The organism is Mumia sp. zg.B21 (assembly GCF_019550855.1).
Lineage (GTDB): Bacteria > Actinomycetota > Actinomycetes > Propionibacteriales > Nocardioidaceae > Mumia.
On sequence record NZ_JAHWCJ010000001.1, the window covers coordinates 462,964 to 487,293 of the forward strand.

Consider the following 24,330-nt stretch of genomic DNA (forward strand, 5'->3'; position numbering starts at 1 on the left):
AGAGAGATAGAGATGGCAATCTCTGCAGCAGAGGTGAAGAAGCTCCGCGACGCCACCGGCGCGGGCATGATGGACGCCAAGAAGGCGCTCACCGAGGCCGAGGGCGACTACGACAAGGCCGTCGAGATCCTGCGCGTCCACGGTCAGGCCAAGGCCGACAAGCGTGGCGCCGAGCGCCAGGCGACCGCCGGACTGGTGGCCGCGTCGGGCAACGCGATCGTGGAGCTCAACGCCGAGACCGACTTCGTCGCCAAGAACGAGCAGTTCGTCGCGCTGGCGCAGGAGCTCGCCACGCTGGCCGACGAGACCAAGCCCGCCGACGCGACCGAGTTCGCGTCGACCAAGACCGCTGACGGCTCGACCGTCGCCGAGCGGATCTCGGGCCTCGCCGCGATCATCGGCGAGAAGCTCGAGCTCGGGCGCGTCCAGGTCCTCGAGGGCAAGGGCCGCGTCGCGACCTACCTGCACCGTCGCGCGAGCGACCTTCCGCCGGCCGTCGGCGTGCTCATCGAGTACGAGGGCGACGGCGAGGAGACGGTCGCGCGCAGCGTGGCCATGCAGGTCGCCGCGATGCGCCCGCGCTACCTCACGCGTGAGGACGTCCCGGCGGAGGTCGTCGCCAAGGAGCGCGAGATCGCCGAGGCCGCGGCCCGCGAGGAGGGCAAGCCCGAGCAGGCGATCAGCAAGATCGTCGAGGGCAAGGTCAACGCGTTCTACAAGGACTTCGTGCTCCTCGACCAGCCGTCGGTGACGGAGCAGAAGAAGTCCGTGCGTCAGGTCCTCGACGAGGCCGGCCTGAGCATCACGCGCTTCGCGCACATCGAGATCGGCGCCTGACGCGCTCCGATTTGGCAGGATGATCTGACGACGACGCGCGATACGGAGGCCGGTGTGGTGGACGAGAACGAGACAGTCGACCCGCCGGCCTCCGTGCCGTCCGGGCTGGAGCAGGATGCCCCTCCGGCGGAGCCGGCGCGTCGCGTGCTCCTCAAGCTCTCCGGCGAGGCGTTCGGCGGTGGCAGCCTCGGAGTCGATCCCGACGTCGTCAACACGATCGCGCGCCAGATCGCGGAGGGCGTCGCGGCCGGTGTCGAGGTCGCGATCGTCATCGGGGGCGGCAACTTCTTCCGTGGCGCAGAGCTTCAGCAGCGGGGGATGGACCGGGCGCGTGCCGACTACATGGGCATGCTCGGGATCGTCATGAACTGCCTCGCCCTCCAGGACTTCCTGGAGAAGCGTGACATCGAGACCCGTGTCCAGACCGCCATCACGATGGGCCAGGTCGCGGAGCCGTACATCCCGCGTCGGGCGATCCGCCACCTCGAGAAGGGGCGCGTCGTGATCTTCGGTGCGGGGGCGGGCATGCCCTACTTCTCCACCGACACGGTCTCGGCCCAGCGTGCGCTGGAGATCAAGGCCGACGAGGTGCTGATGGGCAAGAACGGTGTGGACGGCGTCTACACCGCCGATCCCCACAAGGACTCCAGCGCCACCAAGATCGACTCCATCTCGTACACCGAAGCGCTCCAGCGCGGGCTGCGGGTCGCCGACGCGACCGCGTTCGCGCTCTTGATGGAGAACAAGCTGCCGATGCGCGTCTTCGGGATCGAGGGAGACGGCAACATCTCCTCGGTCCTGAGAGGTGAGAAGATCGGCACGCTGGTCTACGCAGACTGATCGACCAGAGACCTCTACGAAGGAGCAGGCCAGTGATTGACGAGACCCTGCGCGACGCTGACTCCAAGATGGACAAGGCCGTCGAGCACGCGCGCGAGGAGTTCGCCGCGATCCGCACCGGGCGTGCGCACCCCGCGATGTTCGCCAAGATCACGGCCGACTACTACGGCACCCCGACACCGATCCAGCAGCTCGCGGGGTTCCAGATCCCCGAGCCGCGGGTCGTCATCGTGAGCCCGTACGACATCGGTGCCAAGACCGCGATCGAGAAGGCCATCCGTGACTCCGACCTCGGCGTCAACCCGACCGACGACGGCAAGGTGCTGCGGCTCGTCCTCCCGCAGCTGACCGAGGAGCGCCGCAAGGAATACATCAAGCTCGCCAAGTCCAAGGCCGAAGAGGGCCGGGTGGCCGTCCGCAACATCCGCCGCAGCGCGAAGCAGGCGATGGACAAGGCGGAGAAGGACGGCGAGATCAGCAAGGACGACGTGACCGGCGGCGAGAAGCGCCTCGACGGGCTCACCAAGAAGCACGTGGACCGCATCGACGAGCTCGTCAAGAACAAGGAGCAGGAGCTGCTCGAGGTCTGATGAGCTCACCAGACGTGCCCGCGGCGCCCCAGCAGCGCGGCGGGCGAGACCTTCCTGCCGCGATCGGGGTCGGTGTCGGCCTCGCGGGCGCCGTCATCATCTCGCTCTTCTTCGTGAAGGCGCTGTTCGTGCTGGTGGTCGTCACCGCGGGCGCGGTGGCGATCTGGGAGCTCTCGTCCGCGCTCGCGAAGGCCGGCATCGCCGTCCCGCTCCCGCCGCTGATGGCCGGTGGTCTGGCGACGCTGGCCGCGGCGTACGTCGGTGGCACGGAGGCGATCGCCATCGGTGCCGCTCTGACGGTGCTCGGCGTGTTCGTCTACCGGATGCCCCGCGGCGCGGACGGGTTCGTGCGCGACACCTCCGCCGCCGTCTTCATCTTCGGGTACGTCCCCGTGCTCGGGTCCTTCGTCGTCCTGATGGCGGCCGAGGACGACGGTGCGTGGCGGATCGTGACCTTCATCGTCGTCACCATCGCCTCCGACATCTTCGGGTACGCCGCGGGCTACAAGCTGGGCAAGCACCCGATGGCTCCCACGATCAGCCCCAAGAAGTCCTGGGAGGGCTTCGCCGGATCGGTGCTGGGCTGCGTGCTCGCCGGCGTGCTGTGCGTGGTGCTCCTCCTCGACGGTCGCTGGTGGGTCGGAGTGCTGCTCGGTCTGGCCGCGGTGGCGATGGCCACGCTCGGCGACCTCTCGGAGTCGATGATCAAGCGCGATGTCGGCATCAAGGACATGAGCGATCTGCTGCCGGGCCACGGAGGCCTCATGGACCGCCTCGACTCGCTGCTGGCGGTCGCGCCGATCTGCTGGCTGGTGCTGCACTTCCTCGTCCCCGTCGCCTGACCGCCGGACGGCGCGCGGGGTTGGTGGCGGATGGGACAATGAACCTGACATGTCTCACGTGAACCCGAACCCGCTCCCGCTCGTCTTCGAGCAGCCCAAGGGACGGGGCAAGCCGCCGCGTCACCTGGCCGACCTCGACCTCGCCGCCCGCAAGGAGGCCGTCGAGGCGCTCGGTCTCCCCGGCTACCGCGCCAAGCAGCTCTCGACGCACTACTTCACCCGGCTGGTCTCCGACCCCGGCGAGATGACCGACCTGCCGGCAGGCATCCGCGACCAGCTCGTCGCCGGTCTCATGCCGCAGCTGATCACGCCCGTCAAGACGCAGACCGCCGACCGGGGCACCACCCGCAAGACGCTCTGGCGGCTCTTCGACGGTGCGCTCGTCGAGTCGGTGCTCATGCGCTACCCCGACCGCGCGACGATCTGTGTGTCGAGCCAGGCCGGGTGCGGGATGGCGTGCCCGTTCTGCGCCACCGGCCAGGGTGGGCTGCAGCGCAACATGTCGACCGGCGAGATCATCGAGCAGGTCGTGGACGGAGCCCGGGCGATGGCTCGTGGCGAGGTCCCCGGTGGGCCTGGCCGGCTGTCGAACGTCGTGTTCATGGGCATGGGCGAGCCGATGGCCAACTACAAGGCCGTGATCGGCGCCGTACGCCGGATGGTCGACGACGGCCCCGAAGGGCTGGGCATGTCGGCCCGCAACATCACGGTCAGCACCGTCGGGCTGGTGCCTCGGATCAAGCAGCTGACGGAGGAGGGCATCCCCGTCACGCTCGCGCTGTCGCTGCACGCCCCCGACGACGAGCTGCGCGACGAGCTCGTCCCGATCAACACCCGCTTCAAGGTCGCGGAGGCGGTCGAGGCAGCGTGGGACTACGCGCGGACGACCAAGCGGCGTGTCTCGATCGAGTACGCCCTGATCAAGGACATCAATGACCAAGCCTGGCGTGCGGACATGCTGGGCGACCTGCTCCGCTCCTACGGGGACTGGGGCTGGGTCCACGTCAACCTGATCCCGCTCAACCCGACCCCGGGCTCGATCTGGACCGCGTCCGAGCCCGAGGACGAGCGGGAGTTCGTCCGCCGGCTCGAGGCCAAGGGCATCTCGACGACGGTCCGTGACACCCGCGGCCAGGAGATCGACGGGGCGTGCGGCCAGCTCGCAGCGGCCGATGCCTGATCCCACCCACCGGCTCAGCCGGGCCGGGCTGCCGGCGGTGCTCGCCACCGACCTCGACGGGACGCTGCTGCGCTCCGACGGCAGCCTGTCGCCCCGTACCCGCGAGGCGATCGCCCGCGCGGAGGAGTCCGGGGTGCCGACGGTCTTCGTGACCGCGAGGCCGCCCCGGTGGTTGGACGCGTTCGCCGACGCGGTCGGAGACGCCACCGGGGGAGTGGCGCTCAGTGCAAACGGCGCGTTCGTCTACCACGTGGCGAGCCGGACCGTCACCGACCACGGCACGATCGCCCCCGGTCTGCTCCGTGACCTCGGGGCGTCGCTGCGGGAGGCGTTGCCCGGTATCGCCTTGGCGGTCGAGCGTGCCGACGGCATGCGCCGCGAGGAGGCCTTCGCCTACGTCCGGGAGTCTCCCGAGGTCGACGACCTCGACGACTGGGACGCCATCGCGTCGCAGCCCGCGGGGAAGCTCCTGGCCAAGCTGGACGGGAGTGATCCCGACGAGTTCCACAGGCGGGTGGCGGCCGTGCTCGACGGACGGGCGGAGCTCGGCTTCTCCGGTGCCGTCGGCCTCGCCGAGATCACCGCGCCGGGTGTCACCAAAGCGAGCGGGCTGGCGGCCTGGTGCGCCGGGAACGGCTTCGACCGTGAGTCGGTCTGGGCCGTCGGAGACATGCCCAACGACCTGCCGATGCTGCGCTGGGCCTCCCGTTCCTTCGCGGTCGCCAACGCCCACCACGACGTCCTCGACACGGTCGACGAGGTGGTGCCGAGCAACGACGACGACGGTGTGGCTGCCATCCTGGACCGGATCTGCGACGAGCACGGCGCGCTGCGCCGTACCCCCTGACCGACAGGAGCACCCGTGATCGACGTGACCCGCGACGGAGTCGTGACCACCGTGGAGCTGCGCCGGCCCGAGCGCCGCAACGCCCTCGACCTCGACACCTGCCACGAGGTGCGTGAGGCGGTCGAGACCGCGGCCGGCGACGGGTCACGAGCAATGGTGATCACCGGCCAGGGCACCAGCTTCTGTGCGGGCGCCGACCTCACGGGCGTGTACGGGTCGGACTTCGTCGACGCCCTGTACGCGATGCTCCGCACCATGACCCGGGTCGAGATCCCGGTCGTCGCCGCGGTCAACGGGCCGGCGATCGGCGCCGGGACTCAGCTCGCCCTCGCGTGCGACCTGCGGGTGGCCGCGCCGACCGCGGTGTTCGGCGTGCCGACCGCGCGCAACGGGATGGCGGTGGACGCGTGGACGATCCGCACGCTGGCGGCAGTGGCCGGTGCCGGCACGGCCAAGGCCCTCATGCTCGGCGCAGACCTGCTCGACGCCGAGACGGCGTACTCGCGCGGGCTCGTCGACCGGCTGGGTGACACCGACGCCGCAGCGGCGTGGGCGCACGAGATCGCGACCTTCGCGCCGCTGACGCTGGCCTACAACAAGCTCGTCCTCAACGGTGACCCCACCGATCCCGAGACCGCGGAGCGCATCGCCCGCGGCTGGGAGGCGTGCTGGGGGAGCGAGGACGTCCGGGAGGCCGCGCTCGCCCGTACGGAGAAGCGCGCTCCGGTGTTCCGGGGGGTGTGATGTCTGCTCAGGTGCTCGTCTTCGACGGCGACTGCGGCTTCTGCTCCTCGTCGGTTCGGTGGTTGCGGCGCTGGGCGCCGTCGCGTCGCGCCCGGATCGTCGCCTGGCAGCAGGCCGACCTCGACGCCCTCGGGCTGACGGCTGTGCAGTGCTCGGCGGCCCTCCAGTGGGTCGACTCCGGGCGTCGGGCCGCTGGGCCCGAGGCTGTCGCCGCCTACCTCCGTACGGCTCGCCCGCCCTGGCCGGTGGTCGGACGCGTGCTCGTGACACGACCGGCGACGGCGTTGGCGTGGCCGGTCTACCGGTGGATCTCCGCACACCGTCACCAGCTTCCGGGCGGCACCCCGCGGTGCGCGCTGCCCACGACCCCGGGCGAGCCGGGAGACGCTCCCGACGGAAGGACGGCCCCATGAGCGGACCTCGCTGGTTCACTCCGCCGAAGGATCCGGCCGACCCCTCGACGGGTCGGCTCAACGCCGTCTACGACGCCCTCGACCACCTGGTCGTCGCGGGAGCCGCCGAGGTGCCCGCCCTGCGAGCGCCGACGGGGACGACCTCGTACGCGGTGCTGCTGGAGCAGGTCGCGGCGATGGGTGGGTTGATGCGCGCTCTGGGCGTGCGTGAACGCGACGCGGTCGCCGTGGCGTCCCTGCCCTCGCCCGAGTCGGTCGTCGCGTTACTCGCTGCCGGTCGGGTCGGAGCGACGGCCTGGGTCGGTGAGCAGCCCGCGCCGTTGATCGAGCGGAGCGACCCCGCGCTCGTGGTCGCCGACGGGGAGCAGATGCCCGTGGTCGCGACCGCCGTCGACGCGCTCGACCCTGCGCGTCCGCGTGCGGTGGTGGTCGTACGCCCGGGGGAGTGGTCTCTTGTCGAGACCCGCGACGTCGCCTGGGACCCCGCGTTGAAGGCCGGGGCCACCGATCCCGCGCCCGTCGTCCCGGTGGCCGGCGGGACCGCGCTGGCCGTGACCGGTGACGGGGACCGGGTGGTGCACGAGCGTGCCGGCCTCGTCACCCCGTACGAGGAGCCGGCCGCCCTCGGGTCGGCGTGGGACGAGGCCACCGTGGTCGCCGTCCTGGCCGGGCTCATGTCCGGTCGGGGGCTCGTGCTGCCCGGCGCCTGACGGGCTACTGCACGCCCCACGCGTAGGTCTGCTTGCGCAGCCGCAGATAGACGAACGTCTCGGTCTGCGTGACCGCCGGGATGGCGCGGATCTTGCTGGTGATGACGTCGAGGAGGTCGTCGTCGCTCTCGCACACGATCTCGGCCAGCACGTCGAACCGCCCGGTCGTGATCACCAGGTAGTCCAGCTCGGGGATGTCCGCAAGAGCGTCGGTCACCGCGAACACGTCTCCGTCGACCCCGATGCCGACCATGGCCTGGCGCGCGAAGCCGAGCTCGAGCGGGTCGGTGACCGCCACGATCTGGATCACGCCGGCGTCGGTGAGCTTCTGGACGCGTTGGCGTACGGCCGCCTCGGAGAGCCCGACCGCCTTGCCGATCGCGGCGTACGACCTCCGGCCGTCCATCTGGAGCTCGGCGATGATGCGCTTGGAGACCTCGTCGAGGACGACACCGTTGGTGGACCTGCGCTCCGTCATGCGCACATCCTGCCCGAGCGCCGGGTCCTCTGCCTCCGCACGTCAGTCGTTTCAGCGTGGTGATTGTCACGCATTCTGGGCAGATCGGCCCCGCTGGCTCGCGATTTCGTTGCGAGACAGTAAACAACTGCGGAATCCCTTGTCCCGGTTGCTCCCGACGTGTGACGATCCCCGCAGGTCGAACGCCACCGCGGTGCCCGCGAGGCACCCCGTACGGATCGAGGTCGCGTCACTTGGTGAGGCAGATGAGCCGCCGGACGATGCTCCGGGGCGTAGGAGGAGCCGCGTTCCTCGCCGGGAGCGCCGCCGTGCTGCCGATGTTCGGCACACCTGACCGCCGGCAGGACCCGGCCGACTGCAGGGCACCGGACCGCAGCTCGGACCGTCGTCTGATCGTCTCGAACTGGCCGGAGTACATCGACCAGCCCGACGACGGCTACGTCACCACGATGGACCAGTTCATGAAGGAGACGGGCATCCGGGTCAGCTATACCGCCGACGTCAACGACAACAACGAGTTCTTCGCGAAGGTCGTCAACCAGCTCGGCGCCTGCGAGCCTGTGAACCGCGACATGTTCATGCTCACCGACTGGGCCGCGGCACGGACGATCGAGATGGGGTGGATCCAGCCCCTGGACGCCGCGAAGGTGCCCAACCTCCACAACAACCTCATCTCGTCCCTGCAGGGACTGGGCTGGGATCCGGACCGGACCTACTCGGCACCGTGGCAGGCCGGGTTGACCGGCATCGCGTACAACAAGGCCAAGGTCTCCGAGGTGGGCTCGTTCTCCGACCTCCTGACGCGGCCGGACCTCAAGGGGCGCGTGAGCCTGCTGACCGAGATGCGCGACACCATGGGCTTCCTGCTGCTCAAGAACGGCGCCGACCCAGCCGACTTCAGCGACGACGAGTGGGGCGTCGCGATGGAGGATCTCCGGCGTGCCTCCGACGGCGGGCAGATCCGGGCCTTCACCGGCAACGACTACGTCCAGGACCTCGCGGCGGGCAACATCGTCGCGTGCGAGGCCTGGTCGGGCGACGTCCTCGCGGCGGGCGACCCCAACATCGAGTTCGTCGTGCCCGAGGAGGGCCTGATGATCTGGGCCGACAACATGCTCGTCCCCAACCAGGCCGAGCACCAGGCCAACGCCGAGACGTGGATCGACTACTACTACCGGCCGGACGTGGCCGCCAAGCTCGCGGCGTGGGTCAACTACATCTGCCCCGTGGAGGGCGCCCAGGCCGAGATGGAGAAGATCGATCCCGACATGGCGGCCGACCCGCTGATCTTCCCCGACGACGCGACGCTCGCCATGACCCACTCGTTCATGGCGCTCGACGAGTTCACGATGCGTGAGTACGAAGGAGACTTTGCCGATGTCACTGGTGGCTGACGACGACGCGACGACGCGCGACGACCAGGAGGCGAGCAACCGCGACCTGCGGCTGACGGCCCTCACCAAGTCGTACGGCTCCTTCACCGCGGTGCGGTCGCTGGACCTCGTCGTGCCGCAGGGATCTTTCTTCGCGCTGCTCGGTCCGTCGGGGTGCGGCAAGACCACGACGCTCCGGATGGTCGCGGGTCTGGACACGCCCACCTCGGGGACGATCACCCTGGGCGACCGCGACATCACCTACGACAAGCCGTACAAGCGGCCGGTGAACACCGTCTTCCAGAGCTACGCGCTCTTCCCGCACCTCGACGTCTCCGAGAACGTCGCCTTCGGGCTGAAGCGGCGCGGCGTCAAGGACACCAAGGCGAAGGTCGCCGAGATGCTCGACCTGGTGGAGCTGGGCGGTCAGGGGCACAAGAAACCCACCCAGCTCTCGGGTGGCCAGCAGCAGCGCGTCGCCCTCGCACGGGCCTTGATCAACAGCCCCGAGGTGCTCCTCCTCGACGAGCCGCTCGGTGCGCTCGACCTCAAGCTGCGACGCGGCATGCAGATCGAGCTCAAGCGGATCCAGACCGAGGTCGGGCGGACCTTCGTCCACGTCACGCACGACCAGGAGGAGGCCATGACCATGGCCGACACGGTCGCGGTGATGAACGCGGGCGTGATCGAGCAGATGGGCCCGCCGGCCGCCCTGTACGACAACCCCCGGACGACCTTCGTGGCGAACTTCCTCGGCCAGTCCAACCTCCTCGCGGGAGAGATCCTCGGCCCGGACGGTGACGCCGTCACGGTGTCGGTCCAGGGCACGACCGTCTCCATCCCGGCCGAGCGCAGCCACGCCGTCGGCGGCAAGGGCTGGGTCGGCATCCGCCCGGAGAAGGTGATGATCGCCGAGGTCGGTGGCGAGATCGACGCACCGGGCAACCGCTTCGCGGGGGGTGTGGTGACCGACGTGAGCTTCGTCGGCGTCAGCACCCAGTACCTCGTCCGCATGCCGTGGGGCCAGGAGCTCATGGTGTTCGAGCAGAACACCGGTCGACGCCCGATCTTCGCGGTCGGGACGCCGGTCGACCTGTCGTGGCGCCCCGAGTACGCGTTCCTGCTCGACGCGAGCCAGGACGCGAAGGCCGGCGTCGAGGACGGGGACGACTGATGACCCACCAGCCGCAGGAGGCGCTGGTCGAGCCCGACGCCGTCGGGCTCGGGTCGTCCGGCGACGACCCGGGGGAGGGGCACGAGACGGTCCGCGGACGCGGCGGCCGGTTCACCGGCTACTGGCTGATGCTCCCGTCGGCGCTCTGGCTGGCGCTGTTCTTCCTCGTGCCGTTCTACTCGCTGATCGCGATGAGCCTGTACGACCCCACAGGGTCGAACCTGACCGGCTACGACATGACGTGGCACGTCGCCAACTACGTCGACACGATCCAGGCCTACTGGCGGCCGCTGCTGCGGTCGTTCTGGTACGCCGCGATGGCGACCGTCGCGTGCCTCGTCCTCGGCTACGTGCTCGCCTACGCGATCGCGTTCAAGGCGGGGCGCTGGAAGAACCTGATGCTGGTCCTCGTCATCGCGCCCTTCTTCACCAGCTTCCTCCTCCGCACGCTGTCGTGGAAGCTGATCCTGGCCGACGAGGGCTGGATCGCCGAAGGGCTCCGGACGCTGCAGATCCTCGGCGAGGACGGCCGGCTCCTCGCGACGCCGTTCGCCGTGGTCGCGGGACTCACCTACAACTTCCTCCCCTTCATGGTGCTGCCGCTCTTCGCGAGCCTGGACAAGATCGACAACCGGCTCGTGGAAGCGGCCGGCGACCTGTACGCATCGCCGGCGCGCGCCTTCTTCAAGGTGACGCTGCCGCTGTCGATGCCGGGGGTGGTCGCGGGGACGCTGCTGACGTTCATCCCGGCCGCCGGCGACTTCATCAACGCCGAGCTCCTGGGCAGTCCCAACCAGCGGATGATCGGCAACATCATCCAGAACCTGTTCACCAACCAGGGCGACTATGCCGCCGCCGGCGCGCTGTCGATGACGCTGATGATCGTGATCACGGTCGGCGTCGTGTTCTACATCCGCCGCGCAGGAACGGAGGACCTCGTATGAGTGCGCTGCACAGGCTCGGCCGCTGGGTCGGCGAGCACCTCGTCCTCGCCCTCGGCGTGCTCGTGCTGGTCTACATGTTCGTGCCGGTGGCGATCGTGGGCCTGATGAGCTTCAACGACCAGGCGTCGCGCAACGTCTACCGGTTCGACGGGTTCACGCTGGACAACTGGCTCAACCCGTGCGACCCCTCGGGGATGTGCTCGTCGGTGGTCCGCAGCGTCGAGATCGCGCTGCTCGCGACGGTGGTCGCCACCATCCTCGGGACCCTCGCCGCGTTCGCGCTCGTGCGACACCGGTTCGTCGGTCGCGGCCCGCTCAACACCCTCATCATCCTGCCGATGGCCGCGCCGGAGATCGTGCTCGGGTCGTCGTTGCTCGCGCTGTTCGTCTCGGCCGGGTTCGGCGGCCAGCTGGGGTTCTGGACGATCTTCGTCGCCCACGTGACGTTCTGCCTGTCCTTCGTGATCATCACGGTCCGAGCGCGGTTGTCGGGGCTGGACGACAATCTGGAGCAGGCCGCGATGGATCTCTATGCGACGGAGACCCAGACGTTCTGGCGGGTCACGTTCCCGCTGGTGTTCCCGGGCATCCTGGGCGCGGCCCTGCTGAGCTTCTCGCTGTCCTTCGACGACTTCATCATCACGAACCTCAACGCCGGCCAGACCGTCACGTTCCCGATGTACGTGTGGGGCGCCGCGCAGCGCGGCATCCCGATGCAGGTCAACGTCATCGGCACGGCGATGTTCCTGGTCGCGGTGCTGATCGTGCTCGGCAACGAGGTCGCCCGACGCCGGCAGTCGAAGGTCACCGCCTGAGCGTGCGCTCGCAAGCGCAGGCCAGCGCACGAACGACGGCCGCCGCTCCCGGGGTACCGGGGAACGGCGGCCGTCGCCGGGTCAGAGCAGGTTCTGGCCCTGGGTGATCACGGAGCGCAGGATGCTCTCCATCTCGTCGAAGTGCTCCTGGTCGCAGATCAGCGGCGGTGCCAGCTGCACGACCGGGTCGCCGCGGTCATCGGCGCGGCAGTAGAGCCCGGCGTCGTACAGCGCCTTGGAGAGGAAGCCGCGCAGCAGGCGCTCGGACTCGTCCTCGTTGAAGGTCTCCTTGGTCGCCTTGTCCTTGACCAGCTCGATCCCGTAGAAGAAGCCGTCGCCGCGCACGTCGCCGACGATGTCGAGGTCGAGGAGCTTCTCGAGCGTCGACCGGAAGCCGTCCTCGTTGGCGCGGACGCCCTCGTTGATGCCCTCGCGCTCGAAGATGTCGAGGTTGGCCATCGCGACCGCGGTCGAGACCGGGTGACCACCGAAGGTGTAGCCGTGGAGGAAAGAGGTGTGACCCTTCAGGAACGGCTCCATGAGCCGGTCGGAGGCGATCATCGCGCCGAGCGGTGCGTAGCCGGAGGTGAGGCCCTTGGCGCAGGTGATGATGTCGGGCTGGTAGCCGTAGCGCACCGCGCCGAACATCTCGCCGAGCCGCCCGAACGCGCAGATGACCTCGTCGGAGACGAGCAGGACGTCGTACTCGTCGCAGATCTCGCGGACCCGCTGGAAGTATCCCGGCGGGGGAGGGAAGCAGCCGCCGGCGTTCTGGACGGGCTCGAGGAACACCGCCGCGACCGTGTCGGGGCCCTCGAACTCGATCGCCTCGGCGATGCGGTCGGCTGCCCAGCGTCCGAAGGCCTCCGGGTCGTCGCCGTGCTCCGGGGCGCGGTAGATGTTGGTGTTCGGGACGCGGAAGGTGCTCGGCACGAGCGGCTCGAACGGCGCCTTCATGTCGGGGATGCCGGTGATCGACAGGGCGCCCTGCGGGGTGCCGTGGTAGGCGATGTGACGGCTGATCACCTTGTGCTTGGTGGGCTTGCCGGTCAGCTTGTAGTACTGCTTGGCGAGCTTCCAGGCGGACTCGACCGCCTCGCCACCGCCGGTGGTGAAGAAGACACGGTTGAGGTCGCCGGGTGCGTACGAGGCGACGCGCTCGGCCAGCTGGATGGCCGGCGGGTGCGCGTACGACCACAGCGGCATGAACGACAGCTCGCGGGCCTGCTTCGCGGCGGCCTCGGCCAGCTCCTCGCGGCCGTGCCCCACCTGGACGACGAAGAGGCCGGCGAGCCCGTCCAGGTAGCGCTTGCCGGCGGTGTCGAAGAGGTATGCGCCCTCCCCCTTCGCGATCACGGGCACGTCCGCGGTGTCGTACGTGCTGTGACGCGTGAAGTGCATCCAGAGGTGATCCTTGGCAGCGCGCTGGAGGTGCGCGTCGTCCCACTGTTCGCTCATGGACCGAGTATCGCGCAGGAAGGGTCTCGGGGCAAAGGTTCTCGACAGTGATAGGCCTTACGAGGTACGGAATCCGAAGGCCGACACCTCCCTGACCATTCAATCCATTGTCAGCCTCTCCGGCCTGTGCCAGATTGAGGGCATGACCGAGACCCTCACGAACTTCGTCAACGGCGACAAGGTGGCGGCCCTCGACGGCGCCACGTACGACGTCATCGACCCCTCGACCGGACAGGTCTACGCGCAGGCGCCGATGTCTCGCGAGGCCGACGTGGACACGGCGATGAAGGCCGCTCAGCAGGCCTTCGACAACGGCTGGCGCGACACCACGCCTCGGGAGCGCCAGGCCGCGCTGAACAAGCTCAACCAGGCGATCCACGACCGCCTCGACGAGATCGTCGACGTGGAGGTGAAGAACACCGGCAAGCCTCGCGGCCTCACCGTGAGCGAGGAGATGCCCATGGTGGACGACGCGCTCACCTTCTTCGCCGGTGCCGCGCGCGTGCTCGAGGGCCGCGCGGCGGGTGAGTACATGGCCGGCCACACCTCGATGATCCGCCGCGAGCCCATCGGCGTCGTCGCGCAGGTGACGCCGTGGAACTACCCGCTGCTCATGGGCATCTGGAAGATCGCCCCCGCCCTGGCCGCCGGCAACACGATCGTGATCAAGCCGAGCGACACGACGCCCGCCTCGACGGCGCTGCTCGCGGAGATCGCTGCGGACATCCTCCCGCCCGGCGTGCTCAACGTCGTCTGCGGCGACCGAGACACCGGGCGCGCGCTGATCGCTCACCCCACCCCGGCGATGGTTGCGATCACCGGGTCCGTCCGCGCCGGGATGGACGTCGCCCGCTCGGCGGCGGAGGACGTCAAGCGCGTGCACCTCGAGCTCGGCGGCAAGGCGCCGGTGGTGGTGTTCGACGACGCCGACATCGAGGCCGCGTCTGCCGCGATCGCCGAGGCCGGCTACTTCAACGCCGGCCAGGACTGCACCGCCGCGACCCGGGTCCTGGCGTCGCCGCGCGTGTACGGCGACTTCGTGGACGCGATCGCCGAGCAGGCCAAGGGCCTGAGGACAGGACTGCCCGACGACGAGGAGGTGCTGTACGGCGCCCTCAACAGCTCCGACCAGCTGGCGCGGGTGTCCGGCTTCGTCGACCGTCTCCCGGACCACGCGACGCTCGCCGCCGGCGGGTCGCGTCCCGGCGGAGACCTCGCCGACGGCTACTTCTACGAGCCGACTGTCCTCGCAGGGCTGCAGCAGGACGACGAGGCCATCCAGAACGAGATCTTCGGTCCGGTCATCACCGTCCAGCAGTTCTCCGACGAGGACGAGGCGGTCCGCTGGGCCAACGGCGTCCCGTACGGTCTCGCGTCGTCGGTGTGGACCAAGGACCACGGGCGCGCGATGCGGATGGCGCGGCGTCTCGACTTCGGCTGCGTCTGGATCAACACCCACATCCCGCTGGTCGCGGAGATGCCGCACGGCGGCTTCAAGCGCTCTGGGTACGGCAAGGACCTGTCGATGTACGGCCTCGAGGACTACACCCGCGTCAAGCACGTGATGAGCAACCTCGAGGCCTGAGCGCCGCCCTGTCCGGTCACACCAGGCCGGCCTCGTGGACCGCGATCGCGACCTGGACGCGGTTCGCGGCGTCGAGCTTGGTGAGGATCCGCGACACGTGCGCCTTCGCGGTCGCGAGGCTCATGTGCAGGTCGACGGCGATCTCGGCGTTGGACATCCCGCGTCCGACGGCGACCGCCACCTCGCGCTCGCGCTCGCTGAGCACGGCCAGCCGCTCTTTCGCGTCGCCGTCGCCGTCCCCGAGGTCGCGGACCCGCCGGATCAGCTGTTCGGTCACGCTCGGCGACAGCATCGGGTCGCCCGCGGCAACTTTGCGCACAGCATCGACCAGCACCTCCGGCGCGGTGTCCTTCAGCAGGAACCCGCTCGCGCCGTGCCGCAGCGCGCGCAGCACGTAGTCGTCGGCGTCGAAGGTCGTCAGGACGATCACGTGGGGCGCCGACGGGGCGCGCTCGAGCTCGGCCGTGGCGGAGAGCCCGTCCATGCGGGGCATCCGGATATCCATGAGCACGACGTCGACGGGTGTCGACCGGAGGACACGGAGGGCGTCGAGACCGTCGGCGGCCTCGGCGACGACCTCGACGTCGTCGGCGCCGCCGAGGATCAGCCTCAGCCCGGCCCGTACGAGGGCGTCGTCGTCGACCAGCGCGACCCGGATCATGCCGGCCACGGTAGTACGAGGGTCAGGACGAACTCGTCCCCGGTCACCCGATGCGAGAGCGTCCCGCCGACGAGGTCGGCACGCTCCGAGAGGCCGACCAGCCCCAGCCCCGACGTAGGCAGACGGTCCTGTGTCGACCCCACCCGCAACGGGTTGCGAGCCTCGATGACGATCCCGTCGCCTGGCTCGCCCCGCATCACCACCGACAGCATCGTGTCCGGAGCGTGCTTGTGCGCGTTGGTGAGTGCCTCCTGGACGACGCGGTAGGCGGTCCGGCCGATGCGCTCGGGCGGCGCGTGCGGTGAGAGGTCATCGGTGAGGGAGACCCGCATCCCCGCGGCGCGCGCACCGCTCACCAGGTCGGGCAGGTCCCGCCACGACGGCTGAGGGCGGTCGCCCGCCCCGGCGTCCTCGTCGGCGCGGAGGATGCCGAGCACCTCGCGCAGGTCGGTGAGCGCGAGGTGGGCGTTGTCCCGGATCACCTCCGACGAGGTGCGGACCTCCTCCGGTGGCAGGTCGGTGCGGTACGCCAGCGCGCCGGCGTGCATCGCGACCATCGAGATGCGGTGGGCCAGCACGTCGTGCATCTCGCGTGCGATCCGGGCCCGCTCTGCCGTGCGAGCCTGGGCGACGCGGCTCGCCTGCTCCGCCTCCGCCACCCGAGCACGCTCCCGCAAGGTGTAGAGCAGCTCGCGGCGCGACCCCACGTACATGCCCACCGCGAACATCGTGACCACGATCGGCACGCTGAGAGCCAGGACGATCCTCCAGTCGTCCTCGAGAGTCGGGTCGATGAGCGTGACGACGACGGTCTGCACGGCCACGAGCAGGCCGATACCGACGATCTCGCGCAGCCTGCGCCGCGTCGCGAGCGAGACCACCGCGAGGACGGCGGGACCGGCGGCGGCGTACGAGAACGCTCCGATCACCGTCACCGCGGCGGCCACCGCCACGGGGTGCTGCCGGCGCCTCGTGACCAGCGCAAGAGCGACCAGACCTCCGACGAGGTCGGCCCAGAACCACCGGGGTGCGTGCTCTGCCTGCCACTGCGCCACACCCGACAGCCAGGTCACAGCGCTGATCAGGACCGCCAGGACGTAGCGCCAGAGCTGGCTCCACCACCGCAGCGGCGGCTGGTACGCCGCGGGGTCGACCTCGTTCACAGCCACAGCCTAGGCACTGGGCACGGTCGGCGAACCGGCCGAAGGTCGGTCTCCGACCCCGTACCCCCTACTTTCGGCCACGTCGGCCGAGCCAATGGGCCGATGTGGATGACCGCGCGCTGCGCGATGCTGGAGCCATGATTGAAGTCCAGAACCTCTCGAAGAGGTACGGCGACCACCTCGCGGTCGACGACATCTCCTTCACCTGTCGTCCCGGCTCGGTGACCGGCTTCCTCGGTCCGAACGGTGCCGGCAAGTCGACGACCCTGCGGATGCTCGCCGGGCTCACGATCCCGACCGCCGGCTCGGCGACCATCGGCAGCCACCGCTACACCGACATCCCCAACCCGGGCACCCAGATCGGCGTCCTCCTCGACGCGTCGGCCCAGCACAACGGCCGCACCGGTCGTGAGGTCCTCACGATCGCGAGCCGCACGATGGGCCTGGACCGCGGGCGCGTCGACCAGATGCTCGAGGTCGTCGGGTTGTCTCCCAAGGAGGCCAAGCGGCGGGTCGGCAACTACTCGCTCGGCATGCGCCAGCGGCTGGGCATCGCGCAGTCGCTCCTGGCCGACCCCCAGGTGCTGATCCTCGACGAGCCGGCCAACGGTCTGGACCCGGCAGGCATCCACTGGATGCGCCAGCTGCTGCGCCACTACGCCGACCGCGGCGGCACGGTGCTGCTCTCCTCGCACCTGCTGCACGAGATCGAGGTCATCGCCGACGAGATCATCGTGATCGGCAACGGCAAGATCGTCGCGCAGGGGCACAAGGAGGAGCTGCTCGCCGGTGCCGGCACGTTCGTACGGGCGGAGGAGGCGGACGCGCTGGCGCGGGCGCTGTCCGTCGCAGGCATCCACGTCACGCCGGCGACCGCTGACGGCTTCGTCACCGACGCTGATCCTGTCGCCGTCGGCAAGGCGGCGGCTGCTGCCGGCGTCGCTCTCGTCGAGCTCCGACCCGGTGACCGCGCGGGGTTGGAGGACCTGTTCCTCCAGCTCACCGCCGACAACCAGCGCGACCCGCTCGCGCCCACCCCCGCCCCGGACGCCGGGCCCCGGCCCGGCTTCGGCCCGCCCGATCCCCAAGGAGGACAGGCATGACCGCGCTCGCCCCGGAGGTCGGGATCGACCTCACCCGTCCTCGGGTGCCCTTCACCCGCCTGGTGGCCGTCGAGCTGCGCAAGCTCGCCGACACCCGTGCGGGCAAGTGGTTGCTCGGCACCGTGGCCGTGATCAGCGTCGTCGTGATGGTGATCATGCTGTGGGTCGTGCTGGCCAACGACATCTCGGTCTCGTTCAAGGACTTCCTCACCGCCATGAGCGTCCCGATGGGAGTTCTGCTGCCGGTGCTCGGAGTGCTGTCGGTGACCAGCGAGTGGTCGCAACGGACGGCCCTCGTCACGTTCACCCTCGAGCCGCACCGCGGCCGCGTCCTCGCGGCGAAGGTCGTCGTGGGGCTGATCGTGGCGCTGTTCGCGGTGGTCGTCGCGGCGATCGCGGCCGCGTTCGGCAACGTCTTCGCCGGGCTCGCGTCGGACACGACGGTCTGGAACGTCAACGCGGTGGAGCTCCTCGGCTTCTACGCGATGCAGGCTCTCGGGATCCTGATGGGGCTCACGTTCGGCGCTCTGCTGCTCAGCTCGCCGGCGGCGATCGTCGTCTACTTCGCCTGGGCCTTCGTCCTCCCGACGATCTTCGCGGTGGCGTCGGTCTTCATCGACTGGTTCGGCGACCTGCTCCCGTGGATCGACTTCGCGACCGCACAGATGCCGTTGTTCGACGGAGGCTGGACCGGGGAGAAGTGGGCCCAGCTCCTGGTCTCCGGGACGATCTGGCTGATCATCCCGTTCGTCGTCGGGGCGCGGCGCGTCCTGCGCAGCGAGATCAAGTAGCCGGCACCAGCCGAGGACGACGTCGCGGGCGCACCTGAGACACTGGTCTCATGGTGCAAACCCGCGACGTCGTCGTGCTCGGATCGACCGGCTCCATCGGGACACAGGCGCTCGAGATCGTCGCCGCGAACCCTGACCGCTTCCGGGTCGTCGGCATCGCCGCCGGCGGCAGCGACCCGGTCCTCCTCGCCCAGCAGGCGATCGCCCACGAGGTCGAGGTGGTCGCGGTCGCGCAGGCCACGGCCGCCCAGGACGTGCAGCTGGCCTTGTATGCCGAGGCCCAGCGGCGCGGGTATGCCCACGGGCAGCACCGGCTGCCCCGCATCCTCGCCGGCCCCCGCGCCGCCACCGAGCTCGCGGCGACCCGCTGCGACGTGGTCCTCAACGGCATCACCGGCGCCGTCGGCCTCGGTCCCACGATCGCCGCCCTCGAGGCAGGCACGACGCTCGCCCTGGCCAACAAGGAGTCGCTGATCATCGGTGGGCCGGTGGTCACGGCGCTGGCACGACCCGGTCAGATCGTCCCCGTCGACTCCGAGCACTCGGCGATCGCGCAGGCGCTGCGAGGCGGGACCGCGGAGGAGGTGCGCCGCCTGGTGCTGACGGCCAGCGGTGGCCCGTTCCGCGGCAGGTCCCGCGCCGAGCTGCAGGATGTGACCCCGGACCAGGCCCTGGACCATCCCAACTTCGCGATGGGTCGGGTCATCACGATCAACTCGGCGACCCTCGTCAACAAGGGCCTCGAGGTCATCGAGGCGCACCTTCTCTTCGACGTGCCGATGGACCGCGTCGACGTCGTCGTGCACCCGCAGCAGATGATCCACTCGATGGTCGAGTTCGTCGACGGGTCCACGCTGGCGCAGGCATCGCCGCCCTCGATGCTGATCCCGATCGCCCTCGGCATGGGGTGGCCCGACCGCGTCCCGGACGCCGGTCCGGGATGCGACTGGACCCAGGCGTCGACCTGGGACTTCGCCCCGCTCGACGACGAGGCGTTCCCGGCCGTGCGCCTCGCCCGCGAGGCCGGCGCCTTCGGCCGTACGGCACCGGCGGTCTACAACGCCGCCAACGAGGAGTGCGTCGGCGCGTTCCTCGAAGGGAACCTTCCGTTCCTCTCGATCGTGGACACGGTGGGCGCCGTGCTCTCGGAGCACCTCACCGACGCGGGCGTACGCTCGAAGACGGAGCCGGTGACCGCGGACGACGTCCTCGCCGCGGACGCGGCCGCCCGCGAGCGGGCGCAGGAGCTGATGGCAGCGACGACCAGGACGAGGCAGGAGAGCCGATGAACGCGACACCGTGGCTGTACGCCCTCGGCGTCGTCGTGCTCGTCGTCGGCATCGCGGTCTCGATCGCCCTGCACGAGCTCGGTCACATGGTGCCCGCCAAGCTCTTCGGCACCAAGGTCACCCAGTACTTCATCGGCTTCGGACGGACGCTGTGGTCGACCCGCAAGGGCGAGACCGAGTACGGCGTCAAGGCGATCCCACTCGGCGGCTACGTCAAGATCGTCGGCATGCTTCCGCCCAACAAGGGTGACGATCCGGGCACCGTCCGCAAGTCCAACACCGGCATGTTCACGCAGCTGGCGTTCGACGCCCGCTCGGCCGAGTACGAGCACGTCACCCCCGAGGACGAGCCGCGCCTCTTCTATCGCCTGCCGTGGTGGAAGAAGGCGATCGTGATGGCCGGCGGACCGGTCGTCAACCTGGTGATCGCCTTCATCCTGTTCGCCGCGCTCTTCATGACGATCCCTTCCCAGAACGTCGAGAACGCCACGACGACGGTCGAGACGGTGTCCGACTGCGCGATCCCCGCCGCCGAGGCCGGTCGCAAGTGCACCGCCGCCGACCCGGTCACTCCCGCCAAGCAGGCAGGTCTGACCCCGGGTGACACCATCACCTCCTTCAACGGCACGTCCATCAGCAGCTGGGACCAGCTCACCGACCTCATCCGGGCGAACGGCGACAGCCCTGCCACGATCGAGTACGTCCGTGACGGTGCCGAGCAGCAGGTCACCGTCAACACGTCGGTCCAGCCGCGGCCAACCAAGACCGACCCCGACAAGGTCGAGCGCGTCGGTTTTCTCGGAGTCAGCCCCTACGTCCCCGCTCAGCGCGAGGACCTCGGTTTCGCCGTGGCGACGATGGGGGACATGACCGTCAGCACGGTGAAGGCCATCGGCTCGCTGCCGGAGAAGATGGTCGAGGTCACCAAGGCGGCGTTCGGGGCCGAGCGCGGCCAGGACACCCCCATGAGCCCGGTGGGCGCCAGCCGGGTGGCGGGTGAGCTGACCTCGGCCGAGGGCGCCACCTGGAGCGACCGCGTCTTCAGCGTCGGCCTGCTGCTCGCGGGGCTCAACCTCTTCCTCGGGCTCTTCAACCTGATCCCGCTCCTGCCGCTCGACGGCGGCCACATCGCCGGAGCGCTGTGGGAGGGCCTGCGCAACGCGATCGCTCGACTTCGTCGTCGGCCGATCCCCGGGCCGGTCGACGTCGCCAAGATGCTGCCGGTCGCCTACGCCGTGGGTGCCGTCCTCTTGGTGATGGGCATCATCCTGGTCTACACCGACATCGTGAACCCCGTACGCCTCACCTGAGGCCCGACTGCACGCACGCGAGGAGATTCGTACCCGCATGGACGTCAACCTGGGAATGCCGGCCGCCCCGCCTCCGGTGCTCCGGCCCCGTCGGCCGACCCGCAAGATCAAGGTCGGCAAGGTGGAGGTCGGGGGAGACGCGCCGGTCTCGGTGCAGTCCATGACGACGACCCCGACCGTCGACGTCAACGCGACGCTGCAGCAGATCGCGGAGCTCACGGCGGCGGGGTGCGACATCGTCCGCGTCGCGTGCCCGAGCCAGGACGACGCCGAGGCGCTGCCCGAGATCGCGCGCAAGTCGCAGATCCCGGTGATCGCCGACATCCACTTCCAGCCGAAGTACGTCTTCGCTGCGATCGAGGCCGGCTGCGCGGCCGTCCGCGTCAACCCCGGCAACATCCGCAAGTTCGACGACCAGATCAAGGAGATCGCGCAGGCCGCGAAGGACCACGGCACGTCGATCCGGATCGGCGTCAACGCGGGCTCGCTCGACAAGCGCCTGCTGGAGAAGTACGGCAAGCCGACCCCGGAGGCGCTCGTGGAGTCGGCCGTCTGGGAGGCGTCGCTGTTCGAGGAGCACGACTTCCACGACTTCAAGATCTCGGTCAAGCACAACGACCCCGTCGTGATGGTCCGGGCGTACGAGCTGCTCGCCGAGAAGGGCGACTGGCCGTTGCACCTCGGTGTCACCGAGGCAGGCCCCGCGTTCCAGGGCACGATCAAGTCCGCGACCGCCTTCGGGGCGTTGCTCAGCCAGGGCATCGGCGACACCATCCGGGTCTCGCTGTCGGCCCCGCCGGTCGAGGAGGTCAAGGTCGGCATCCAGATCCTCCAGTCGCTCAACCTCCGTCCCCGCAAGCTCGAGATCGTGTCCTGCCCGTCGTGCGGGCGGGCCCAGGTCGACGTCTACACGCTCGCCGAGGAGGTCACCGCCGGGCTCGAGGGCATGGAGGTGCCGCTGCGCGTCGCCGTGATGGGCTGTGTCGTGAACGGCCCCGGTGAGGCGCGCGAGGCCGACCTCGGCGTCGCGTCGGGCAACGGCAAGGGGCAGATCTTCGTCAAGGGCGAGGTCATCAAGACCGTGCCGGAGTCCAAGATCGTGGAGACCCTGATCGAGGAGGCGATGAGGATCGCCGAGGGGATGGAGCCGATCGAGGGCGCGTCGCCGGCCGTGGCGGTCTCGTAGGCGATCGCCTACTCGCCGAGGCCGCCGCCGGCCAGCTCGACGACGATGTCGAGGTGGCCGACGTGCCTCGCGTACTCCTGCACGAGGTGGAGCAGGATCCAGGCAAGGTTGGGCGGGTGGCGCCGGTGATGGCCCGGGAGCGTTCGACCTGCTCCTCGAAGCGTGCGCGCAGCACCTCGTACGTCTCGTCGTCGGCGACGAACCATGCGTCCGACCCAGGTCGCTCGTCGCCCCACGGGTCTGCGACCTGCTCGCCGAGGAAGCCCCACTGGAGCCACCGGCGCTCGACGTGGCGCAGGTGCTTGAGCAGACCCAGCGGCGTCCACCCCGAGGGCAGGCGGCTGCGGGAGCGCTCGGCGTCGGAGAGGGAGGCGAGCTTGCGCAGCAGCGCGTCCCGCTGGTGGTCGAGCTGTCCCTCGGCGATGGCCTGGGGATCGCGGAGAGAGGTGGCGGGCTCCCCGAGCGGTGCGGTCGTCATGCCGCGCACCCTACGCCGCGACGGCGAGACATGGTCGTGGGCGACCGCGCCAGATAGGCTCGTCCCACCGACGGCGTGAGGAGGCCCGGTGCTGAGCACGGCTGAGGGTGTCCGCGTCCTGCGCGAGGGAGACATCCCCGCGCTGCAGGAGCTGATCGACCGCGACGCGATCGTCAACCTCTTCGTCGACCACCGCACCAGCAGCACGCGGCTGTCTCCCCGCTGGCTGGGCGGAGAGATGTGGGGCTACTTCGAGGGCGACACCCTGGTGTCCGCGTGTCACGTGGCCGCCAACTTCGTCCCGGTCGAGGCGACGCCGCCCGCGGTGGAGGCGTTCGCCGAGCGTGCGCGCACGACGGGGCGGCTGTCGTCGTCGATCGTCGGACCTCGCTCCGCTGCCCTCGGCCTGTGGGAGCGCCTGGAGGAGTCATGGGGACCTGCTCGCTCGCTCCGCCTCGACCAGCCGTTCCTCCAGATCGCCGGGCCGCCGCTCGTGGCTCCTGACTGGCGCGTCCGACCGGTGCTCATCGACGAGGTCGACATCCTCTATCCGGCGAGCGTCGCGATGTTCGAGGAGGAGGTCGGCGAGAGCCCGGAGCTCCCCGGCCGCAACAGCTATCGTGCTCGGGTCACCCAGCTGGTCGCGCGCGGCTGGGCGTACGCGATCATTCAGGACGGCCAGGTGCTGTTCAAGGCGGAGGTCGGCTCGGCCTCGGCCAAGGGCTGCCAGATCCAAGGCGTCTACGTGGCTCCCGAGCACCGGGGGAGCGGGCTCGGGACGGCGGGGATGGCGGCGGTCGTCGAGCGCGCCCGCCGCGAGATCGCACCGGTCGTCTCGCTCTACGTCAACGACTACAACGTCGCCGCGCGACGGGTCTACGAGAGGGTCGGGTTCGTGCAGACCGAGACGTTCGCGTCGGTGCTGTTCTGATGAGGCGCCTCGCTCCGGTCGGCGCCGCGGTGGCGCTGGTCCTCGCCACCGGTCTCCTCGCGTCGCCTGCCGATGCGGCGGCGCGCACGGTCCGCGACCAGCGTGGTGACGCGCTCTCGGCCGTCGACATCACGTCGCTACGGGTCCGCAACGCCGAGCACCGGGTGCGTGTCACGATCCGCGTCCCGCGTCTGGAACGCCGCCGCGTCGGGGGCGTCACGGTGTTCCTCGGGCGCAAGGTCGCGGGCCGCCCCGAGTACGCCGCGTCGAAGGTACGCCGCGCCGGGGGTTGGAAGACCACCTGGCAGCAGCTGGATGCGAGCCGCCTGCGGTGCTCCGGGATGCGCTTCAGGATCCGCCCCCGGAGCGTGGTGCTGTCGGTGCCGCAGCGCTGTCTGGGCGACAACCGCGCCGCCGTGCGGGTGCAGGTCGCGGTCTTCACGCGTGCGTACCTCCACGGCAACGTGCCCGAGGAGGTCCTGATCGATCCGAAACCGGGCCCCCGGCTGCCGATCGACGGTGTCCCGAAGGCCCGTGGCGCACGGATGACGCCCTGGGTCGCTTACCGCTAGGCTTCGGCGACCCCGA

General features: G+C 70.0%; 25 protein-coding genes and 1 pseudogene. 21 read left to right on the forward strand and 5 right to left on the reverse strand.

Features of this window, described 5'->3' with window-relative positions; all coding sequences use genetic code 11:
• The first annotated feature begins 12 nt into the window (after window positions 1-12).
• The 9 genes from tsf to KV100_RS02390 all read left to right on the forward strand — a co-directional run bounded on the left by tsf (window position 13) and on the right by KV100_RS02390 (window position 7,003).
• Window positions 13-837, forward strand: coding sequence for a translation elongation factor Ts (gene tsf, locus KV100_RS02350; protein WP_220341298.1), 825 nt, complete (start codon window positions 13-15; stop codon window positions 835-837).
• 105 nt (window positions 838-942) lie between these two features.
• On the forward strand, window positions 943-1,677 hold the full coding sequence (gene pyrH, locus KV100_RS02355) for a UMP kinase (protein ID WP_220342465.1): 735 nt from the start codon (window positions 943-945) through the stop codon (window positions 1,675-1,677).
• A 35-nt stretch (window positions 1,678-1,712) separates the two neighbouring features.
• On the forward strand, window positions 1,713-2,267 hold the full coding sequence (gene frr, locus KV100_RS02360; protein WP_220342466.1) for a ribosome recycling factor: 555 nt from the start codon (window positions 1,713-1,715) through the stop codon (window positions 2,265-2,267).
• Window positions 2,267-3,109 carry a phosphatidate cytidylyltransferase gene (locus KV100_RS02365; protein ID WP_220341299.1) on the forward strand — a complete coding sequence of 281 codons (843 nt, stop codon included), beginning with the start codon at window positions 2,267-2,269 and terminating at the stop codon, window positions 3,107-3,109. The genes frr and KV100_RS02365 overlap by 1 nt, the downstream gene beginning before the upstream one ends.
• 49 nt (window positions 3,110-3,158) lie before the next feature.
• Window positions 3,159-4,289, forward strand: coding sequence for a 23S rRNA (adenine(2503)-C(2))-methyltransferase RlmN (gene rlmN, locus KV100_RS02370; RefSeq protein ID WP_220341300.1), 1,131 nt, complete (start codon window positions 3,159-3,161; stop codon window positions 4,287-4,289).
• Complete coding sequence (locus tag KV100_RS02375; protein ID WP_220341301.1) at window positions 4,282-5,136, forward strand: HAD family hydrolase; 855 nt, start codon at window positions 4,282-4,284, stop codon at window positions 5,134-5,136. The genes rlmN and KV100_RS02375 overlap by 8 nt, the downstream gene beginning before the upstream one ends.
• A 15-nt stretch (window positions 5,137-5,151) precedes the next feature.
• On the forward strand, window positions 5,152-5,880 hold the full coding sequence (locus KV100_RS02380) for an enoyl-CoA hydratase (RefSeq protein ID WP_220341302.1): 729 nt from the start codon (window positions 5,152-5,154) through the stop codon (window positions 5,878-5,880).
• A complete protein-coding gene (locus KV100_RS02385; protein ID WP_220341303.1) occupies window positions 5,880-6,293 on the forward strand; it encodes a thiol-disulfide oxidoreductase DCC family protein in 414 nt (137 codons plus the stop codon). The genes KV100_RS02380 and KV100_RS02385 overlap by 1 nt, the downstream gene beginning before the upstream one ends.
• Complete coding sequence (locus tag KV100_RS02390; protein WP_220341304.1) at window positions 6,290-7,003, forward strand: AMP-binding protein; 714 nt, start codon at window positions 6,290-6,292, stop codon at window positions 7,001-7,003. Before KV100_RS02385 ends, KV100_RS02390 begins: the two co-directional genes overlap by 4 nt.
• A gap of 4 nt (window positions 7,004-7,007) precedes the next feature.
• Here KV100_RS02390 and KV100_RS02395 read toward each other — a convergent pair whose 3' ends face one another.
• A complete protein-coding gene (locus tag KV100_RS02395; protein WP_220341305.1) occupies window positions 7,008-7,481 on the reverse strand; it encodes an Lrp/AsnC family transcriptional regulator in 474 nt (157 codons plus the stop codon).
• A 245-nt stretch (window positions 7,482-7,726) separates the two neighbouring features.
• Here KV100_RS02395 and KV100_RS02400 point away from each other — a divergent pair, with 245 nt between their 5' ends.
• Genes KV100_RS02400 through KV100_RS02415 form a run of 4 tightly spaced genes read left to right on the forward strand, consistent with a single transcriptional unit; the run spans window position 7,727 to window position 11,787 of the window.
• Window positions 7,727-8,875 (forward strand): PotD/PotF family extracellular solute-binding protein, encoded by a 1,149-nt coding sequence (locus KV100_RS02400; RefSeq protein WP_220341306.1) that lies wholly within the window; start codon window positions 7,727-7,729, stop codon window positions 8,873-8,875.
• Window positions 8,859-10,028 (forward strand): ABC transporter ATP-binding protein, encoded by a 1,170-nt coding sequence (locus tag KV100_RS02405; RefSeq protein WP_220341307.1) that lies wholly within the window; start codon window positions 8,859-8,861, stop codon window positions 10,026-10,028. The genes KV100_RS02400 and KV100_RS02405 overlap by 17 nt, the downstream gene beginning before the upstream one ends.
• Window positions 10,028-10,972 (forward strand): ABC transporter permease, encoded by a 945-nt coding sequence (locus KV100_RS02410; protein WP_220341308.1) that lies wholly within the window; start codon window positions 10,028-10,030, stop codon window positions 10,970-10,972. The genes KV100_RS02405 and KV100_RS02410 overlap by 1 nt, the downstream gene beginning before the upstream one ends.
• The gene (locus KV100_RS02415) at window positions 10,969-11,787 is read left to right on the forward strand and encodes an ABC transporter permease (RefSeq protein WP_255565898.1); all 819 of its coding nucleotides are present in this window, start codon (window positions 10,969-10,971) and stop codon (window positions 11,785-11,787) included. Before KV100_RS02410 ends, KV100_RS02415 begins: the two co-directional genes overlap by 4 nt.
• 81 nt (window positions 11,788-11,868) lie before the next feature.
• On the opposite strand, the gene KV100_RS02420 is transcribed toward KV100_RS02415, so the two are convergent.
• Window positions 11,869-13,245, reverse strand: coding sequence for an aspartate aminotransferase family protein (locus tag KV100_RS02420; protein ID WP_220341309.1), 1,377 nt, complete (start codon window positions 13,243-13,245; stop codon window positions 11,869-11,871).
• A gap of 142 nt (window positions 13,246-13,387) precedes the next feature.
• On the opposite strand from KV100_RS02420, the gene KV100_RS02425 reads away from it, so the two are divergent.
• Entirely contained in the window at window positions 13,388-14,830 is a 1,443-nt protein-coding gene (locus KV100_RS02425; protein ID WP_220341310.1) for a gamma-aminobutyraldehyde dehydrogenase, read from the forward strand.
• Window positions 14,831-14,846: 16 nt separating this feature from the next.
• Here KV100_RS02425 and KV100_RS02430 read toward each other — a convergent pair whose 3' ends face one another.
• Both KV100_RS02430 and KV100_RS02435 read right to left on the reverse strand, forming a co-directional pair.
• Window positions 14,847-15,491 (reverse strand): response regulator transcription factor, encoded by a 645-nt coding sequence (locus tag KV100_RS02430; RefSeq protein ID WP_220341311.1) that lies wholly within the window; start codon window positions 15,489-15,491, stop codon window positions 14,847-14,849.
• Window positions 15,488-16,654 (reverse strand): sensor histidine kinase, encoded by a 1,167-nt coding sequence (locus tag KV100_RS02435; protein WP_220341312.1) that lies wholly within the window; start codon window positions 16,652-16,654, stop codon window positions 15,488-15,490. Before KV100_RS02435 ends, KV100_RS02430 begins: the two co-directional genes overlap by 4 nt.
• 137 nt (window positions 16,655-16,791) lie before the next feature.
• On the opposite strand from KV100_RS02435, the gene KV100_RS02440 reads away from it, so the two are divergent.
• From KV100_RS02440 to ispG, 5 genes are read left to right on the forward strand one after another with little or no spacing between them, the layout of a single operon-like run.
• Window positions 16,792-17,757 (forward strand): ABC transporter ATP-binding protein, encoded by a 966-nt coding sequence (locus KV100_RS02440; protein WP_220341313.1) that lies wholly within the window; start codon window positions 16,792-16,794, stop codon window positions 17,755-17,757.
• Window positions 17,754-18,548, forward strand: coding sequence for an ABC transporter permease subunit (locus KV100_RS02445; RefSeq protein ID WP_220341314.1), 795 nt, complete (start codon window positions 17,754-17,756; stop codon window positions 18,546-18,548). The genes KV100_RS02440 and KV100_RS02445 overlap by 4 nt, the downstream gene beginning before the upstream one ends.
• A gap of 50 nt (window positions 18,549-18,598) precedes the next feature.
• Complete coding sequence (gene dxr / locus KV100_RS02450; RefSeq protein ID WP_220341315.1) at window positions 18,599-19,837, forward strand: 1-deoxy-D-xylulose-5-phosphate reductoisomerase; 1,239 nt, start codon at window positions 18,599-18,601, stop codon at window positions 19,835-19,837.
• Complete coding sequence (locus KV100_RS02455; protein WP_220341316.1) at window positions 19,834-21,147, forward strand: RIP metalloprotease; 1,314 nt, start codon at window positions 19,834-19,836, stop codon at window positions 21,145-21,147. Before dxr ends, KV100_RS02455 begins: the two co-directional genes overlap by 4 nt.
• A 37-nt stretch (window positions 21,148-21,184) precedes the next feature.
• Window positions 21,185-22,333, forward strand: coding sequence for a flavodoxin-dependent (E)-4-hydroxy-3-methylbut-2-enyl-diphosphate synthase (ispG, locus tag KV100_RS02460; RefSeq protein WP_220341317.1), 1,149 nt, complete (start codon window positions 21,185-21,187; stop codon window positions 22,331-22,333).
• Between the two features lie 8 nt (window positions 22,334-22,341).
• Here ispG and KV100_RS02465 read toward each other — a convergent pair.
• Window positions 22,342-22,946 (reverse strand): annotated as a pseudogene (locus KV100_RS02465) (DinB family protein).
• On the opposite strand from KV100_RS02465, the gene KV100_RS02470 reads away from it, so the two are divergent.
• A complete protein-coding gene (locus KV100_RS02470) occupies window positions 22,900-23,742 on the forward strand; it encodes a GNAT family N-acetyltransferase (protein ID WP_220341319.1) in 843 nt (280 codons plus the stop codon). The pseudogene KV100_RS02465 and the gene KV100_RS02470 overlap by 47 nt on opposite strands.
• The gene (locus tag KV100_RS02475) at window positions 23,742-24,314 is read left to right on the forward strand and encodes a hypothetical protein (protein WP_220341320.1); all 573 of its coding nucleotides are present in this window, start codon (window positions 23,742-23,744) and stop codon (window positions 24,312-24,314) included. The genes KV100_RS02470 and KV100_RS02475 overlap by 1 nt, the downstream gene beginning before the upstream one ends.
• Window positions 24,315-24,330: the final 16 nt, after the last annotated feature.

Bases quoted from the DNA above. Each gene is read 5' to 3' on its own strand.
- dxr (WP_220341315.1), top strand. From the start codon at position 18,599: ATGGTGCAAACCCGCGACGTCGTCGTGCTCGGATCGACCGGCTCCATC.
- KV100_RS02390 (WP_220341304.1), top strand. From the start codon at position 6,290: ATGAGCGGACCTCGCTGGTTCACTCCGCCGAAGGATCCGGCCGACCCC.
- ispG (WP_220341317.1), top strand. From the start codon at position 21,185: ATGGACGTCAACCTGGGAATGCCGGCCGCCCCGCCTCCGGTGCTCCGG.
- KV100_RS02475 (WP_220341320.1), top strand. From the start codon at position 23,742: ATGAGGCGCCTCGCTCCGGTCGGCGCCGCGGTGGCGCTGGTCCTCGCC.
- KV100_RS02430 (WP_220341311.1), bottom strand. From the start codon at position 15,491: ATGATCCGGGTCGCGCTGGTCGACGACGACGCCCTCGTACGGGCCGGG.
- KV100_RS02455 (WP_220341316.1), top strand. From the start codon at position 19,834: ATGAACGCGACACCGTGGCTGTACGCCCTCGGCGTCGTCGTGCTCGTC.
- rlmN (WP_220341300.1), top strand. From the start codon at position 3,159: ATGTCTCACGTGAACCCGAACCCGCTCCCGCTCGTCTTCGAGCAGCCC.
- KV100_RS02420 (WP_220341309.1), bottom strand. From the start codon at position 13,245: ATGAGCGAACAGTGGGACGACGCGCACCTCCAGCGCGCTGCCAAGGAT.
- KV100_RS02410 (WP_220341308.1), top strand. From the start codon at position 10,028: ATGACCCACCAGCCGCAGGAGGCGCTGGTCGAGCCCGACGCCGTCGGG.
- KV100_RS02425 (WP_220341310.1), top strand. From the start codon at position 13,388: ATGACCGAGACCCTCACGAACTTCGTCAACGGCGACAAGGTGGCGGCC.
- KV100_RS02415 (WP_255565898.1), top strand. From the start codon at position 10,969: ATGAGTGCGCTGCACAGGCTCGGCCGCTGGGTCGGCGAGCACCTCGTC.
- KV100_RS02445 (WP_220341314.1), top strand. From the start codon at position 17,754: ATGACCGCGCTCGCCCCGGAGGTCGGGATCGACCTCACCCGTCCTCGG.
- KV100_RS02440 (WP_220341313.1), top strand. From the start codon at position 16,792: ATGATTGAAGTCCAGAACCTCTCGAAGAGGTACGGCGACCACCTCGCG.
- tsf (WP_220341298.1), top strand. From the start codon at position 13: ATGGCAATCTCTGCAGCAGAGGTGAAGAAGCTCCGCGACGCCACCGGC.
- KV100_RS02405 (WP_220341307.1), top strand. From the start codon at position 8,859: ATGTCACTGGTGGCTGACGACGACGCGACGACGCGCGACGACCAGGAG.
- KV100_RS02375 (WP_220341301.1), top strand. From the start codon at position 4,282: ATGCCTGATCCCACCCACCGGCTCAGCCGGGCCGGGCTGCCGGCGGTG.
- KV100_RS02365 (WP_220341299.1), top strand. From the start codon at position 2,267: ATGAGCTCACCAGACGTGCCCGCGGCGCCCCAGCAGCGCGGCGGGCGA.
- KV100_RS02395 (WP_220341305.1), bottom strand. From the start codon at position 7,481: ATGACGGAGCGCAGGTCCACCAACGGTGTCGTCCTCGACGAGGTCTCC.
- KV100_RS02400 (WP_220341306.1), top strand. From the start codon at position 7,727: ATGAGCCGCCGGACGATGCTCCGGGGCGTAGGAGGAGCCGCGTTCCTC.
- KV100_RS02385 (WP_220341303.1), top strand. From the start codon at position 5,880: ATGTCTGCTCAGGTGCTCGTCTTCGACGGCGACTGCGGCTTCTGCTCC.